The organism is Achromobacter kerstersii, assembly GCF_902859595.1.
GTDB classification, from domain to species: domain Bacteria; phylum Pseudomonadota; class Gammaproteobacteria; order Burkholderiales; family Burkholderiaceae_B; genus Achromobacter; species Achromobacter kerstersii.
In genome coordinates this window covers 257,372-271,503 of sequence record NZ_CADIJQ010000003.1, presented here as the reverse complement: position 1 = coordinate 271,503, position 14,132 = coordinate 257,372, and the positions used below count along the sequence as shown (strand labels likewise).

The following is a 14,132-nucleotide window of genomic DNA, read 5'->3' as shown; positions in this document are numbered from 1 at the left end:
GGGATGAATGAATTGGAACTTGAGCTGAAAACGCTCGTCATCGAATCGCTGGGGCTGGAAGACATCACCCCCGACGATATCGCGTCCGACGCCCCGCTCTTTGGTGACGGCTTGGGCCTGGACTCGGTAGATGCCCTGGAACTGGGCCTGGCGCTGCAAAAGCGCTACAGCATCACCATCGACCCCGAAACGCGCAACATGCGCGAACACTTCACCAGCATCAATAGCCTTGCGGCCTTTGTCACCGCGCAACGGCGCGATTAACGCATACGGAGTCCACGATGCATACCCGCGAGGACATCTTCAACACGTTGCGCGATGCGCTGGTCGAACTGTTTGAAATCGAACCGGAACGCGTCACGCCCGAGGCCAATCTTTATACGGACCTTGAGATCGACAGCATCGACGCCATCGACCTGATCGACCACGTACGCCGCCAGACCGGCCGCAAGCTGGACGCCAACGACTTCCGCACGGTGCGCACCGTTGAGGACGTCGTCCAGGCCATGTGGCAAAAGCAGGCGCCCGACGCATGAGGCGCGGGGCTGCGGCCGCGTTGGCCGTTGCCGGCGTGGCGTATCCCTTTGTGGTTTACGCAACGCTGGGGCGCGTCAGCCCGGCGTGGCTGGCGCTGCCGCTCGCCCTGTTGTGGCTCGCGCGCGGGCTCACCGCGCGCAGCGCCCAGCCCGGCGGACGCTTGCTGCCCGCCGTGGCGGTTGCCTTTTGCCTGATCCTTGCCGTCTCGAATTCACAGGCGTGGCTGCGCTGGTACCCGGTGCTGGTCAACGCCATGATGCTTGCCGTCTTCGGCATCAGCCTGCGCGTTGGCCGCCCGGTCATCGAACAATTGGCGCGTCTGCGCCACCCCGATCTGCCGCCCGAAGGCGTGCGCTATACCCGCAATGTCACGCGCGCGTGGTGCGTGTTCTTTGCGGTGAACGGCGGCATTGCGGCGGGCTTGGCGGCATGGGCGCCGTGGAGCTGGTGGGTCGCCTATAACGGCGCGGCCAGCTACGGCCTGATGGGCCTGCTGATCGCGGGCGAATGGCTGCTGCGCCCCGCAGCCGCGCGGGCGGTTTGATCATGCGCTGGACACCGCTTCCCCACCTGTTGCTGCCGGCGTCGGACGCGGATAACGCCGGGGACGCTGCTGCTGCTGCTGCTGCTGCATCCCCTGCTGCCGCCGCTGCCGCTGCCGCCCCTGCCGCCCCTGCTGCCGCCGCAGCCCCTGCCGCCGCTGCCGCCCCGGTCGCTGATCACCCGCTGTTGACGCGCGCGGCGTTCGCGCACGCCAGCCTGCTCGCCGCCGGCGCGTTGCAGGCGCGCGGCCCCCGCCGGGTCGCCCTCTGGTTCGACGACGCCGCCGCACTGGCCATCGCCCTGTTCGCGTGCTGGCGCGCGGGCGTCGTCGCCGTGCTTCCTGGCGACGCGCAGGCGCAAACTTGCGCCGCGCTGGATGCGGACGTCGATGCCTGGCTAACCGATATCGACCTGCCCGTGCCCGCCACCCGGCAATGGCGCCTGGACACTCTGCAAGACCACGCCGCATTGCCCCCCGCCGCGCTGGACCCGTCCGTGACGCTTGTGCTGTGCACATCCGGGTCCAGCGGCACGCCCAAGCCGTTGAGCAAACAGTGGCGGCAATTGGCGGCAGAGGTTCAGGCCTTGCAACAGCAATGGCCGGACTCCAGCGCGCCCGTGCTGGGCAGCGTGTCCGCCCAACACATGTACGGCCTGCCGTTTCGTGTGTTGTGGCCCCTGTGTTCGGGCCGCCAGATCGACCGCCGCCAACGGCTCTATCCCGAAGAGCTGCAACAGGCCAGCCTGCGTTACCCGTCCTTCACCTGGATCGCCAGCCCCGCGCTGCTGCGCCGGCTGGGGCAGCGTCTGGACTGGGCGCAACTGCGCGGCCGCTTGACCCGCATCCATTCATCAGGCGGCGCGCTGCCGCCCGACGTGTCCGACGATATCGAACGCGGTCTGGGCCTGCGCCCCACCGAAATCTACGGCAGTTCCGAAACGGGCGCGGTGGCGTGGCGCACCGGTTCGGCCGACTGGCAGCCCTTGCCCGGCGCGGTGGTCAGCCTGAATGCGGACGGTGCCTTGCACGTGCAATCGCCTTGGGTGAACGCGGCCGATGAGCAGACGTCCGACGGCGCCCAGCTCACGTCCGGCGGCTTCCAATTGCTGGGCCGCCTGGACCGCATCGTGAAGATTGAGGAAAAGCGCATCTCGCTGCCCATGCTGGAGCAGGCGCTGATGCGCCATGCCTTCGTGGCCGACGCCCGGCTGGGCCAACCCGGCCAGCCAGCTCAACCCGACGGCCCCGGTGACACGAGGCAACCCGGACGCGCGGATCACCGCGGCAGCGCCCGTCTGACCGGCCTGATCGCCCTGTCCGCCGCGGGCCTGCATGCCTTGCGCAACCAGGGCCGCAAAACGTTGGTGGATGCCTTGCGCGCGCATCTGGCCGGGGGCTTCGAATCGCTCGCCATTCCGCGCACCTGGCGCTTCTTCCGGCACCTGCCCGCCAACGCGCAATGCAAGCTGCCGCAGTCCGTTTTTGACATCGCCGCCGGCCTCCGTCCGGTGGAGCCGGTTGCCGTGGAACTGCCTGGCCAGCCCGACAACGAACGCCGCTACACGCTGGACATCCCCTACGACCTGGCGCACTTCAGCGGGCATTTTCCGTCGGTGCCTGTCGTGCCGGGCGTGGCGCAGATCAGTTGGGCGATGTCGCTGGCCCAGCGCGGCTTGTGCCCTGGCTTGCGCTTCGGCGGCATGGAGGCGTTGAAGTTTCAACGCCTGCTACGCCCCGGCGACATTGCGCAGCTAGCCCTGCGTTGGGACGACGCCAAACAGAAGCTGTATTTCACGTGCACGGTGGACGATGCGCCTTGCTCGTCGGGCCGCATTCTTCAGGCGGATGGCCATGACGGCCTATAAGCTCTGCGCCGTCATCCCGGTCTACAACCACGGCGCCACGGTTGCCGCCGTCCACGCACAACTGGCCGCGCAAGGCTTGCCCTGCGTGCTGGTGGACGATGGCTCCGAACCCGGTTGCGCCGCGGCGCTGGACGCGCTGGGCGCCTTGCCGCATACGCATCTGGTCCGCCGCGCCGAAAACGGCGGCAAGGGCGCCGCCGTGCAAGATGGCCTGCGCGCCGCTGCCGCACTGGGATACACCCACGCCTTGCAAGTGGACGCCGACGGCCAGCACGCGCTGCCGGATGCCGCGGCGTTTGCCCGCGCGTCCCAAGCGCAGCCGCAAGCCGTCATCTGCGGCGCGCCCGTCTACGGCGACGACGTGCCGCGCAGCCGTCTCTATGGCCGCTGGCTCACGCGCGTGTGGGTGTGGATCAACACCTTGTCGCTGGATATTCCCGACGCCATGTGCGGCTTTCGCGTGTACCCGCTGGCGGCAGTGCTGCCCGTCATCAACGGCACGCATGTGGGCCGCCGCATGGATTTCGACATCGCCATCCTGGTGCGCCTGCATTGGCGTGGCGTTCCCATGGCGTGGCTGCCCACGCGCGTGGTCTATCCCGAAGGCGGCGTCTCGCACTTCAAGGGCCTGCAAGACAACCTGCTGATCAGCCGGATGCATGCGCGGCTGTTCTTTGGCATGCTGGCCCGCTCGCCAGCCCTGCTATGGCGCCGTCTGACGCGAGGGCTCGCGCCTTGACCGCCGCCGATCCGCATTGGGCGGCTCAGCCCGAACGCGGCAACCCGCTGCTGATGCGCCTGACCGCGTGGGCCGCCCGCAAGCTGGGCCGCCGCGTGGTTGCGCCCGTGGTGTGGGGGGTGGTGCTGTACTTCTACGCCTTCGGCGGCCGCGCCCGCCGCGCCATCGCGCAATACCAGCAGCGGCTGACGCAATCGGGCGACCTGCCCGTGCCGCTGCCGCGCACCCTGCCCGTGTACCGCCAGTACCTGGCGTTTGCCGACGCCATGCTGGACAAGCTGGACGTCTGGCAAAGCAAGATCACGATGGCGGATCTGGACATTGCCGACCCTGACGGCCTGCACGCACAAATGGGCGCGGGCCGGGGCCAGATTCTGGTGGGCTCGCACCTGGGCAACATTGAAGTGTGCCGCGCCTTGGCCGAACGCTCGGGCGCGCTGCGCCTGAACGTGTTGGTCCACAACAAACACGCGGTGCATTTCAACCGCCTGCTGAGCGAAGCGGGCGGCGGGCTGCGCATGATTCAAGTCAGCGAGCTGGATGCGCCCGTGATGCTGGACCTGGCGCAGCGGCTGGACCGCGGCGAATGGCTCGCCATCGCCGGTGACCGTGTGCCACTGCAAGGCGACCGCACCACGCCCGTCCAGTTTCTGGGGGCAAGCGCCCCGCTGCCGCAAGGCCCATGGCTGCTGGCCGGCCTGTTGCGCTGCCCCGTCAACGTGCTGTTCTGCACGCGGCACGGCGCGCGGTATCGCGTGGCCATGGAACGGCTATCTGACGGTATCGAATGGACGCGCGCCACGCGGCAGGCACGCATCGCCTATTGGGCGCAGCGCTACGCCGACCGCCTGGCCGCGCACTGCCGCCTGGCGCCGCTGCAATGGTTCAACTTCTACCCTTTCTGGAAAGACGATGCGTAAACGAGGCCTGATCGGCGCCGAAGTCGAGATCCGCGTGCCCTTTTTCGATGTCGATTCCATCCACGTGGTCTGGCATGGCCACTACGTGAAGTATCTGGAACAGGCGCGCTGCGAATTGCTGGACCTGCTGGGCCACAACTACGACGCCATGCGCGCCAGCGGCTACGCCTGGCCGGTCATCGACCTGCACCTGCGCTACGCGCAACCCGCCCAGTTCGGCCAGCGCCTGACCGTGCGCGCCGAACTGGTGGAATGGGAAAACCGCTTGAAGATCAACTACCTGATTCTGGATTCGGCCACCGGCACGCGTTTGACGCGCGCCACCACTGAACAAGTCGCGGTCAGCATTGAGACGCGTGAAATGCAGCTGGCCTCGCCTGCCGTATTTGTTGAGGCGGTGGAACGCAAGCTGCAAGCCCTGGAGGCCACGGCATGAAGATGTTGACGCTATTCGCCCAACGCGCCGTTGCGGCACACATGCCGCGCAGCATATTGCAACTGCGGTTCCAACTGCGGTTCCAACGGCGAATCCACCAGCGATTCCTGCTGCCGCTCCTGCTGCGATCCCTGCTGCTCACGCTCGCCGCCCTGCCCTGGTCCGCCCAAGCGTTCGACCTGAACGACTTGCAAACGCAGCTGCGCGCCACGCCCATCGTGCGCGGCCATTTCGTGCAGCAGAAATTTCTGCGTTCACTGCCGCAACCGCTGACGAGCCGTGGCGACTTCACGCTGGCTGCTGGCAAGGGGCTGTTGTGGCTGCTGCGCACGCCCATCGCCCAAGACCTGCGCATCAACGCCAATGGCATTTCGCGGCGCAACGAGGCCGGCGTGTGGCAGGCGCTTCCGCAACAGACCGGCTCGGGCCGTGAAAACCGGTTGTTCCTGTCGGTGCTGGCGGGCGATACCCGAGGGCTGCAAGAGAACTTTGACCTGGCGTTGACCGGCGAGGCCGATGCCTGGCAACTGCTCTTGACGCCGCGTTCGGCCTTGCTGCGCCAGATTTTCGACAACATTCAGATCAACGGCGGCAAGCTCGTCGACCGCATCGAACTGCGCGAAACCCAAGGCGACCGCAGCGTGCTGCAAATGACGGACGCCGCTGCCGCCGACGCGCTGACCCCCGAGGAGCAACGTGCGTTTGCCGATTGAACGCTGGCTGCCCCGGCTATTCAAGCTGGGCTTGCTGCTGGTGCTGTGTGTAGGCGCCTGGCAGTGCCGCCACGGCTGGCCGGTGTCGGCCAACCTGATGGAGCTGGTGCCGCACGCCGCCACCGCAGACGCCACGCGCCAATTGGCCGAAGCCCGCATCCAGGAGCCGCTGTCGCGCCAAGTGCTGGCGCTGGTTGCCGCCCGAGCTGACGCCGCGGACCCGGCCGCGCCCGCGAAGTTGCTCGCCGAACGCTGGGCGCGCAGCGGCTTGTTCGCGTCGGTCAAGCTTGAACTGAACGTGGACCTGTCCGCCGTGCGCGCGCAATTGCTGGCCGGCCGTTTGGCCATGCTGCCTGCGGCCGACCGTGATCAGTTGCTGTCCGACCCCACCGCCTACGCCCAACGGCGCGCGCGCGAGCTGTCGGACCCGTTCTCGTCATCGGGGCTGGTGCCCGTGGACCAGGATTGGCTGGGCTTGACCCGCCGCGCCGAACAAGCGCTGCGCCCGGGCGGCGCGGTGCAGTACGACATGGGCACGGGCATGCTGCAAGCCGAGCACGGCGGCAAGCACTGGGTGTTGGTGCGCGCTGAAACGCGCGCCGACGCGTTCGACACCGATGCGCCGCAAGGCATGTCGGCACAAATCGAGCGAGACCGCGAAGCGCTGCGCGCGGATGGCGCGGAACTGCTCGTGGCGGGCGGCCCGCTGTACGCTGCGTCCGGCCGCCAGCAGGCGGTAGCGGAAAGTTCGTGGATCGGTTCCAGCGCCATGGCCGGCATCATCCTGGTCTTGCTGCTGGCCTTGCGCCGCGTGCGCGCGCTGCTGGCGTTTGTGCCGGTAGCGGTGGGCTTGCTGACGGGCGCGGTGGCTTGCGTGGCGGTGTTTGGGTCGATCCATGTACTGACGCTGGTGATTGGCGCCAGCCTCATCGGCGTGGCCGTGGACTTTCCCATGCATTGGCTCGGCAAAAGCTATGGCATGCCCGACTGGCGCGCGTGGCCGGCGTTGCGCCGCGTGTTGCCGGGCCTGACGATCAGCCTGGCCGCCAGCCTGGTCGGCTACATCGCGCTGGCCTTCACCCCCTTCCCCGCCTTGACGCAGACGGCCGTGTTTTCCGCCGCTGGCCTGCTGGGCGCTTACGCCTGCACGGTCTGCCAGCTGCCCGCCTGGATGGACGGATGGCGTCCGCGCCCCTGGCCGCCGCTGCTGCACGCCGCCAACGCCGCGCTGCGCGCGCGCGAACGTCTGGCCAGCCGGCGCGCGCTGTTGGGCATCGGCGCGCTGATCATGGCCGCCGCCACGGTGGGCGGCATCAGCCGGCTGGTCATCCAGGATGATTTGCGCCAATGGCTGAGCCTGCCCGCGCCGCTCTTGCAACAGGCGCGCCAGATTGGCGAGATCACCGGCTTCACGCCGACGAGCCAGTTCTTCCTGGTTCGCGCCGCCAACGCCGACGAGCTGTTGCGCCGTCAAGCGCAAGTGGGCCGAAAGCTGGATGCGCTGGTCAAGAACGGCGACCTTGCCGCCTACAACGCGCTTAGCCAGCTGGTGTCGCCGGCAGCCGATCAACAAGCGCTAGGCGCACGCCTGGCAACCTTGGCCGCGCAGCCTGACGTGTGGAAGCCGCTGACAGACATCGGTATTCCGTTTGACGCCTTGCAGCAGACTTTGCAAGCCATGGCCACGCTGCCCGCAATCACCATTGACGACGCGTTGCAAGGGCCATTGGCCGAACGCTGGCGCGGTCAATGGCTGGGCGTGCACGACGGCGAAGCAGCAGGCATGGTCACGTTACTGGGCCTGCGCAACGCCGCCGCGCTAGAGGGCATTGCAGAAGGCCTGCCGGGAGTCGTGCTGGTGGACCGCAGCGGCGACCTGAACCACATGTTCGCCGCCACCCGCATTGAAGCCGCCGAGCTCAAGCTGCTGTCCTACGGCGTGGCCGCCGTGCTGCTGCTGTTGACCTTGGGGCGCGCGGCAACCTGGCGCATTCTGGCGGTGCCGCTGGCCGCCACCGCCTGCGCGCTGGCCGCGCTGGGATACCTGGGCCAACCGCTGACGTTGTTCAGCCTGTTCGGCCTGCTGCTGGTGTCCGCCATCGGCGTGGACTACGCCATCTTCATGTACGAACGCGTGGCGGGCGCGGCGGCCAGCCTTGTCGGCATCTTGCTGGGCGCCGTCACCACGCTGTTGTCGTTCGGCCTGCTGGCCATCAGCCAAACGCCCGCCATCGCCAATTTCGGGCTGGCGGTGGCGCTAGGCGTTGCGTTCTCGTTGCTGTGGGCCCCGTGGATACGCCCACCGCAATCCGCCTGACCTTTACCCCCACTCATCACACTGACATGGAAGCATCTCGCATGGAACATCGTGAAGTCGTCGTTATCGGAGCAGGCCCTGCCGGCGCAGTCGCGGCCGCCCTGCTCAAGCGGCAAGGGCACGATGTGCTGATGTTGGAACGCCAGCAGTTCCCGCGCTTTTCCATTGGCGAAAGCCTGCTGGCGCACTGCCTGGAATTCGTGGAAGAGGCCGGCATGATGCCCGCCGTTCAGGCCGCAGGCTTCCAGGTCAAGAACGGCGCCGCCTTCGCGCGCGGCGATGAATACACCTACTTCGATTTCCGCGACAAATTCAGCCCCGGCCCCGGCACCACCTTCCAGGTGCAGCGCGCCACCTTCGACAAGGTGCTGGCCGACGACGCCGCCCGCCAGGGCGTTGAAGTGCGCTATCTGCAAGAAGTCACGGCGGCGGATTTCAACGGCGACAGCCCCGTGCTGGACGTGCGCGACGCCGACGGCGTCACCCGCCAAATCAAGAGCCGCTTTGTGCTGGACGCCAGCGGCTACGGCCGGGTGCTGGCGCGCCTGCTGGACCTGGAACGCCCGTCGTCGATGCCGCCGCGCAAGGCCATCTTCACGCACATCGAAGACCGCATCGACGACGCCGGCTTTGACCGCGAAAAGATCCTGATCAGCGTGCACCCCGAAGAACCGGGCATCTGGTATTGGCTGATTCCGTTCTCGAACGGCCGCTGCTCGTTCGGCGTGGTGGGCGGGCAAGACCTTTTCGGCGGCCCCGACCAAGACCTGATGACCACCTTGCGCGCCATGGCCGACGCCGCCCCCAACCTGAAGCGCGTGCTGGCCAACGCGGTCTGGGACACGCCCGCCAACACCATCGGCGGCTATTCCGCCAGCGTCACGCGCTTGCATGGCCCGGGCTATGCGCTGCTGGGTAACGCCGCCGAATTCCTGGACCCGGTGTTTTCCTCCGGCGTCACCATTGCGCTGCGCTCGTCGAAACTGGCCACCGACGCCTTGCACCGCCAGCTGGGCGGTGAAATCGTGGATTGGCAAGCGGACTTTGCCGACCCCTTGATGGTGGGCGTGGAAACGTTCCGCGCTTACGTGCAAGGCTGGTACAGCGGCGAATTCCAGGACGTCGTGTTCTACAAGAACGCGCAGCCGGAAATCCGCCGCATGATCAGCTCGATTCTTGCCGGCTACGCCTGGGACGCGAGCAACCCTTTCGTCGCCAGCCCGCAGCGCCGTCTGCGCATGCTGAGCGAACTGTGCCGCAGCGCCGACGCGCAAGCGGAACCGGTCTGATTCCAACGATGCGCGCCATTCCGTCCTTCCTGCTCTCTTGCCGCACGCTGGCCGTGGCAATGACGTTCGCCCTGCTGGCCGGCTGCGCGGGCGCGCCGCCCATGCCTGCGCGCGATGCCGATTTTTCCGTTCCGCGCCAGTTGCATGTGGTGCAGGAAGCGCCGGGCCAACCGGCACTGGACGCGATGCTGGTCGTGCAGCGCGAAGGCGCGGCGCTGCGTTGGTCGCTGTTCGACCCCATGGGCGTGCCGCAGGCGCGCCAGATGCTGGAACACGGGCAATGGCGCAATGACGGTTTCTTGCGGCCCAATGCGCAGGCGCGCGACCTGTTCGCCGCGCTGATGTTCGCGTGGACGCCGCAAGAAAATCTGGATGCCGCCTATGGCGCGGGCAACTGGCGTGCGCAGACAGACAGCGGCGGCGCGGCCGAACGCAGCCTGCTGGAGCGGGGCGCGGTGCGCTGGAAGGTCCGCTGGCCGCAAGCCAACAACGCGGACGCCGCCAATGCGCAAGCCACGAATGCGCAAGCCACCAACGCGAAAGCCACCAATGCGCAAGCCACGAATGCGCAAACCACAACAACAAACGTCTCAAACGCCGACGTGTTTTCGATTACCACCGCTAGCGGCGTCACGTGGCGCATCTCGCCGCTCAAGGAGCAACCATGAACAGCTGGTTGGGCACCCCGGGTATCGTCTGCGCGCTAGGTGCAGGCGTCGATACGGTCGCGCAAGCCGCGTTCAACGGCGACACCTCGGGCATGCGCGCGCAAACCGGCTGGGTCGATGGCCGCAGCCTGACGCTGGGCGGCTACGCAGGCGCGTTGCCCGCCATCCCTGACGCCCTGCCCGCGCAGCATCACAGCCGCAACAACCAATTGCTGCTGGCGTGCGCAGACCAGATCGCACCGCAACTGCAACGCGCCATCGCCCGCTACGGCGCGGACCGCGTGGCGGTGGTGCTGGGCACCAGCACGTCGGGCGTGAACGACAACGCGCCCGACTTCCGCCATCTGGCGGCGCACGGGGCCTGGCCCGCCCGCTACGACTATCGGCGCCAGGCCTTGTCGTCGCCCGCCTCGTTTCTGGCGGCGCACCTGGGTGTGACGGGCCCGGCCTACACGCTGTCCACCGCCTGCACGTCTAGCGCCCGCGCGCTGCTGTCGGCGCGCCGGCTGCTGGTCGCCGGCCTGTGCGACGCCGTCGTCTGCGGCGGCGCAGACACGCTGTGCCGCCTGACGATCAATGGGTTCGCCACGCTGGAAGCCGTGGACGACGCGCTCTGCCTGCCGTTCTCGGCCAACCGCCGCGGCATCAACATCGGTGAAGCCGGTGTTCTGTTCGTGATGGAGCGCGAGGCCGCCGACGCCGATGCCGTGGCGCTTCTGGGCGGCGGCGCCAGTTCCGACGCCTGGCACATGTCAGCGCCCGAACCCACCGGCGCAGGCGCGCGGCAGGCCATGCTGGCGGCCCTGCAATCGGCGAACGTGACGCCCGCCAGCATCGGCTGGGTCAACCTGCACGGCACTGGCACCCCGCACAACGACGCCATGGAAAGCCACGCCATGCAAGCCGTGTTCCCCGACGGCGTGCCGTGCGCGTCGACCAAGGCGCTGACCGGCCACACGCTGGGCGCGGCCGGCGCCATGGAAGCCGCGCTGGCGTGGATGACGCTGTCGTCACGCAATGCCGACGGCCGCCTGATGCCCCACGTGTGGGACGGCCAAGGCGACCCGGCGTTGCCCGCCCTGACGTTCAGCACCGGCCAGCAACACTACGCCGGCGGACGCGCGCGCATCGCCATGAGCAACTCGTTTGCCTTCGGCGGCAACAACGCCAGCCTGATCCTGGGAGCCCGCACATGAACGCCTGCCCCTGGCCCGTGGCCAGCCTGTTGCCGCACGCCGGCAACATGATTTTGATCGACCACGTCGACGGCTATGACGATGACAGCCTGCGCGCCCGCGCCGTCGTCAGACCCGGCCCGTACTCGCTGCCCGACGGTTCGCTGCCGCCCTGGCTGGGCATGGAGCTCATGGCGCAAGCCGTTGGCGCGTGGGCCGGTTGCCAGGCGCGCCAGGCGGGTGACGCCGTGAAGCTGGGCTTTCTGCTTGGCACGCGCCGCTACGAATGCCATATCGACCGCCTGCCCGCAGGCGCGGCGCTATTCATCCACGTCCAACGCGGCCTGATCGACGCCAGCGGCATGAGCGTCTTCGAGTGCGAACTGCGCGACGAGACCCGCCTGCTGGCCCTGGCCCGGCTGAATGTCTATCAGCCCAAAGACCCCACTGCATTTATTCAGGAAGCCCCCCTTCAATGAGCGCTGCCCCCATCCTCGTAACCGGCTCAAGCCGCGGCATCGGCCGCGCCATCGCGCTGGCCCTGGCCGACGCAGGCCATGACCTGGTGCTGCACTGCCGCCAGCAACGCGAACAAGCCGAAGCCGTACAGGCCGAAGTCCAGGCGCGCGGCCGGCAAGCCCGCGTCCTGCAATTTGACGTGTCTGACCGCGCCCAATGCGCCGCCGTCCTGCAAGCAGACGTTGATGCGCACGGCGCGTATTACGGTGTTGTGCTGAATGCCGGCCTGACTCGCGACGGCGCGTTCCCCGCGCTGACGGGCGACGACTGGGACCAGGTGCTGCGCACCAATCTCGACGGCTTCTACAACGTGCTCAGCCCGCTTGCCATGCCCATGATCCGGCGCCGTGCGGCAGGCCGGGTGGTCTGCATGGCGTCGGTGTCGGGCTTGGTGGGCAACCGTGGCCAGGTCAACTACAGCGCCTCCAAAGCCGGGCTGATCGGCGCGGCGAAAGCGCTGGCGGTTGAACTGGCCAAACGCCAGATCACCGTGAATTGCGTGGCCCCCGGCCTGATCGACACCGACATGATTGACGAGCACGTGCCCGTGGAAGAAATCTTGAAAGCCGTGCCGGCCCAACGCATGGGGCGGCCCGAAGAGGTTGCCGCCACCGTGGTGTTCCTGATGTCGCCCGGTGCGGCCTACATCACGCGCCAGGTCATCGCTGTGAACGGAGGGCTGTGCTGATGAAACGCGTCGTCATCACCGGCATGGCCGGCATCAGCGCACTGGGTTCCGATTGGGCAAGCGTCCAGCAAGCCTTTGCATCGGGCCGCAGCGCCATCCGCTACATGCCCGATTGGTCGCGCTTTGCCGAACTGAATACCCGTTTGGCAGGCCCGATTGAAGATTTCAAGGTGCCCGCGCACTGGACCCGCAAGCAACTGCGCAGCATGGGCCGCGTGTCGCAGTTATCGGTGCGCGCCGCCGAACTGGCGCTGGCCGACGCCGCGCTCTTGGGCGACCCCAGCATTACCGATGGCCGCATGGGCGTGGCTTGCGGGTCATCAGTGGGCAGCACCGCCGAAATCCGCGCCTTCGGCAACATGCTGCTCAACGGCGTCACGGAAGACCTGAACGCAAACTCCTACGTGCGCATGATGCCGCACACCACCGCCGCCAACGTCGGCATCTTCTTCGAGCTGAAAGGCCGCATCATCCCGACCTCCAGCGCCTGCACGTCGGGCAGCCAGGGCATCGGCTACGCCTACGAAGCCATCCGCTACGGCCGTCAGGAAATGATGCTGGCGGGCGGCTCGGAAGAGTTGTGCGCCAGCGAAGCGCTGGTGTTCGACGCGCTCTACGCCACCAGCCAGCAGAACGGCACGCCGGAACTGACGCCGCGCCCCTATGACCGTGACCGCGACGGCCTGGTCATTGGCGAAGGCGGCGGCATGCTGGTGCTGGAATCGCTGGACCACGCGCTGGCGCGCGGTGCGCGCATCCACGCAGAAATCGTGGGCTTTGGCAGCAACTCCGACGGCACGCACATCACCCGCCCCGAAGCCGCCACCATGCGCATCGCCATGGAAATGGCGCTGGCTGATGCCGCCTTGCCGCCCGAGGCGATCGGCTACGTGAACGGCCACGGCACCGCTACAGAACAAGGCGACATCGCCGAAACCCAAGCCACCCACAACCTGTTTGGCAGCCGCATGCCGATCAGCTCGCAGAAGAGTTTTCTGGGCCACACGCTGGGCGCGTGCGGCGTGCTGGAGTCGTGGTTCAGCATCGAAATGATGAACCGCGACTGGTACGCGCCCACCTTGAACCTGCGCAATATCGACCCGCGTTGCGGCGAGCTCGATTACCTGCAGGGCGAGGGCCGCCACATGAATAACGAATACGTCATGAACAACAATTTCGCGTTTGGCGGGATAAATACGTCCCTTATTTTCCGCCGCTGGCCTTGAGCGCCGACAACGCGCGCGCGTATTTCAACCTTCACTTTTGGAACGAGAAGTCATGAAGATTTCCTACAAGCTGTTCGGCGCCCTCTCCTTGTCGTTTGCCTGCTCGGCCCAGGCGCTGGCTGCGGATCGCACCGTCTTCCTGCCGCTGCAACCCGCCATCGACGCCGCGCTGGCGGCAGGCAAGATCGACGGCAGCGTCAAGTTCTACCTGGCCGGCACGGGCCCCAAGGGTAAGGTGCTGGAATCGGGCGTGGTCACCAACCGCAAGACCAACGCCATCGCCAAGAAGGACGCCGTGGCCTGCGAATGGGTGGCGCAATCCGCCGTGATCGCCCTGCACGAAGCCGCCAAAAAGGCCAACGCCAATGCGGTGACCAATATCGTTAGCTACTATCGCAAGAACGTGTCCACCAGCAAGACGGATTACGAATGCCATGCGGGCGCCACGGTGGCGGGCGTGGCGCTGCGCGGCGACTTGACCCAGGTGAAGTAAAGC

Annotated in this window: 16 protein-coding genes; all 16 read left to right on the top strand. The window is 67.4% G+C overall.

Annotated elements, in window-relative coordinates; translation table 11 throughout:
* Window positions 1–3: 3 nt before the first annotated feature.
* Genes HV765_RS12660 through HV765_RS12585 form a run of 16 tightly spaced genes read left to right on the top strand, consistent with a single transcriptional unit; the run spans window position 4 to window position 14,129 of the window.
* Window positions 4–264, top strand: coding sequence for a phosphopantetheine-binding protein (locus tag HV765_RS12660; protein ID WP_054422262.1), 261 nt, complete (start codon window positions 4–6; stop codon window positions 262–264).
* Between the two features lie 17 nt (window positions 265–281).
* On the top strand, window positions 282–536 hold the full coding sequence (locus HV765_RS12655; protein WP_054422263.1) for an acyl carrier protein: 255 nt from the start codon (window positions 282–284) through the stop codon (window positions 534–536).
* Complete coding sequence (locus HV765_RS12650) at window positions 533–1,081, top strand: COG4648 family protein (RefSeq protein WP_054422264.1); 549 nt, start codon at window positions 533–535, stop codon at window positions 1,079–1,081. Before HV765_RS12655 ends, HV765_RS12650 begins: the two co-directional genes overlap by 4 nt.
* The gene (locus HV765_RS12645; protein WP_254600552.1) at window positions 1,045–2,946 is read left to right on the top strand and encodes an ApeI family dehydratase; all 1,902 of its coding nucleotides are present in this window, start codon (window positions 1,045–1,047) and stop codon (window positions 2,944–2,946) included. The genes HV765_RS12650 and HV765_RS12645 overlap by 37 nt, the downstream gene beginning before the upstream one ends.
* Complete coding sequence (locus HV765_RS12640; protein ID WP_054422265.1) at window positions 2,933–3,685, top strand: glycosyltransferase family 2 protein; 753 nt, start codon at window positions 2,933–2,935, stop codon at window positions 3,683–3,685. The genes HV765_RS12645 and HV765_RS12640 overlap by 14 nt, the downstream gene beginning before the upstream one ends.
* On the top strand, window positions 3,682–4,605 hold the full coding sequence (locus tag HV765_RS12635; RefSeq protein WP_175169870.1) for an LpxL/LpxP family acyltransferase: 924 nt from the start codon (window positions 3,682–3,684) through the stop codon (window positions 4,603–4,605). The genes HV765_RS12640 and HV765_RS12635 overlap by 4 nt, the downstream gene beginning before the upstream one ends.
* Window positions 4,598–5,041, top strand: coding sequence for an acyl-CoA thioesterase (locus HV765_RS12630; RefSeq protein WP_054422267.1), 444 nt, complete (start codon window positions 4,598–4,600; stop codon window positions 5,039–5,041). The genes HV765_RS12635 and HV765_RS12630 overlap by 8 nt, the downstream gene beginning before the upstream one ends.
* Entirely contained in the window at window positions 5,038–5,754 is a 717-nt protein-coding gene (locus HV765_RS12625; protein WP_254600550.1) for an outer membrane lipoprotein carrier protein LolA, read from the top strand. Before HV765_RS12630 ends, HV765_RS12625 begins: the two co-directional genes overlap by 4 nt.
* Window positions 5,738–8,071: an MMPL family transporter gene (locus HV765_RS12620; RefSeq protein ID WP_175169869.1), complete on the top strand. Its 2,334-nt coding sequence runs from the start codon at window positions 5,738–5,740 to the stop codon at window positions 8,069–8,071. The genes HV765_RS12625 and HV765_RS12620 overlap by 17 nt, the downstream gene beginning before the upstream one ends.
* A gap of 41 nt (window positions 8,072–8,112) precedes the next feature.
* The gene (locus HV765_RS12615) at window positions 8,113–9,360 is read left to right on the top strand and encodes an NAD(P)/FAD-dependent oxidoreductase (protein WP_175169868.1); all 1,248 of its coding nucleotides are present in this window, start codon (window positions 8,113–8,115) and stop codon (window positions 9,358–9,360) included.
* An 8-nt stretch (window positions 9,361–9,368) separates the two neighbouring features.
* On the top strand, window positions 9,369–10,028 hold the full coding sequence (locus tag HV765_RS12610) for a hypothetical protein (RefSeq protein ID WP_254600549.1): 660 nt from the start codon (window positions 9,369–9,371) through the stop codon (window positions 10,026–10,028).
* Entirely contained in the window at window positions 10,025–11,224 is a 1,200-nt protein-coding gene (locus HV765_RS12605; RefSeq protein WP_175169867.1) for a beta-ketoacyl-ACP synthase, read from the top strand. Before HV765_RS12610 ends, HV765_RS12605 begins: the two co-directional genes overlap by 4 nt.
* Window positions 11,221–11,682, top strand: a complete 462-nt coding sequence (locus tag HV765_RS12600; protein WP_175169866.1) for a hotdog family protein — start codon at window positions 11,221–11,223, stop codon at window positions 11,680–11,682. Before HV765_RS12605 ends, HV765_RS12600 begins: the two co-directional genes overlap by 4 nt.
* Window positions 11,679–12,410 (top strand): 3-oxoacyl-ACP reductase FabG, encoded by a 732-nt coding sequence (fabG, locus tag HV765_RS12595; RefSeq protein ID WP_054422273.1) that lies wholly within the window; start codon window positions 11,679–11,681, stop codon window positions 12,408–12,410. The genes HV765_RS12600 and fabG overlap by 4 nt, the downstream gene beginning before the upstream one ends.
* Window positions 12,410–13,636: a beta-ketoacyl-ACP synthase gene (locus HV765_RS12590; protein WP_054422274.1), complete on the top strand. Its 1,227-nt coding sequence runs from the start codon at window positions 12,410–12,412 to the stop codon at window positions 13,634–13,636. The genes fabG and HV765_RS12590 overlap by 1 nt, the downstream gene beginning before the upstream one ends.
* A gap of 52 nt (window positions 13,637–13,688) precedes the next feature.
* Window positions 13,689–14,129 (top strand): excinuclease, encoded by a 441-nt coding sequence (locus tag HV765_RS12585; RefSeq protein WP_175169865.1) that lies wholly within the window; start codon window positions 13,689–13,691, stop codon window positions 14,127–14,129.
* The last annotated feature ends 3 nt before the right edge of the window (window positions 14,130–14,132 follow it).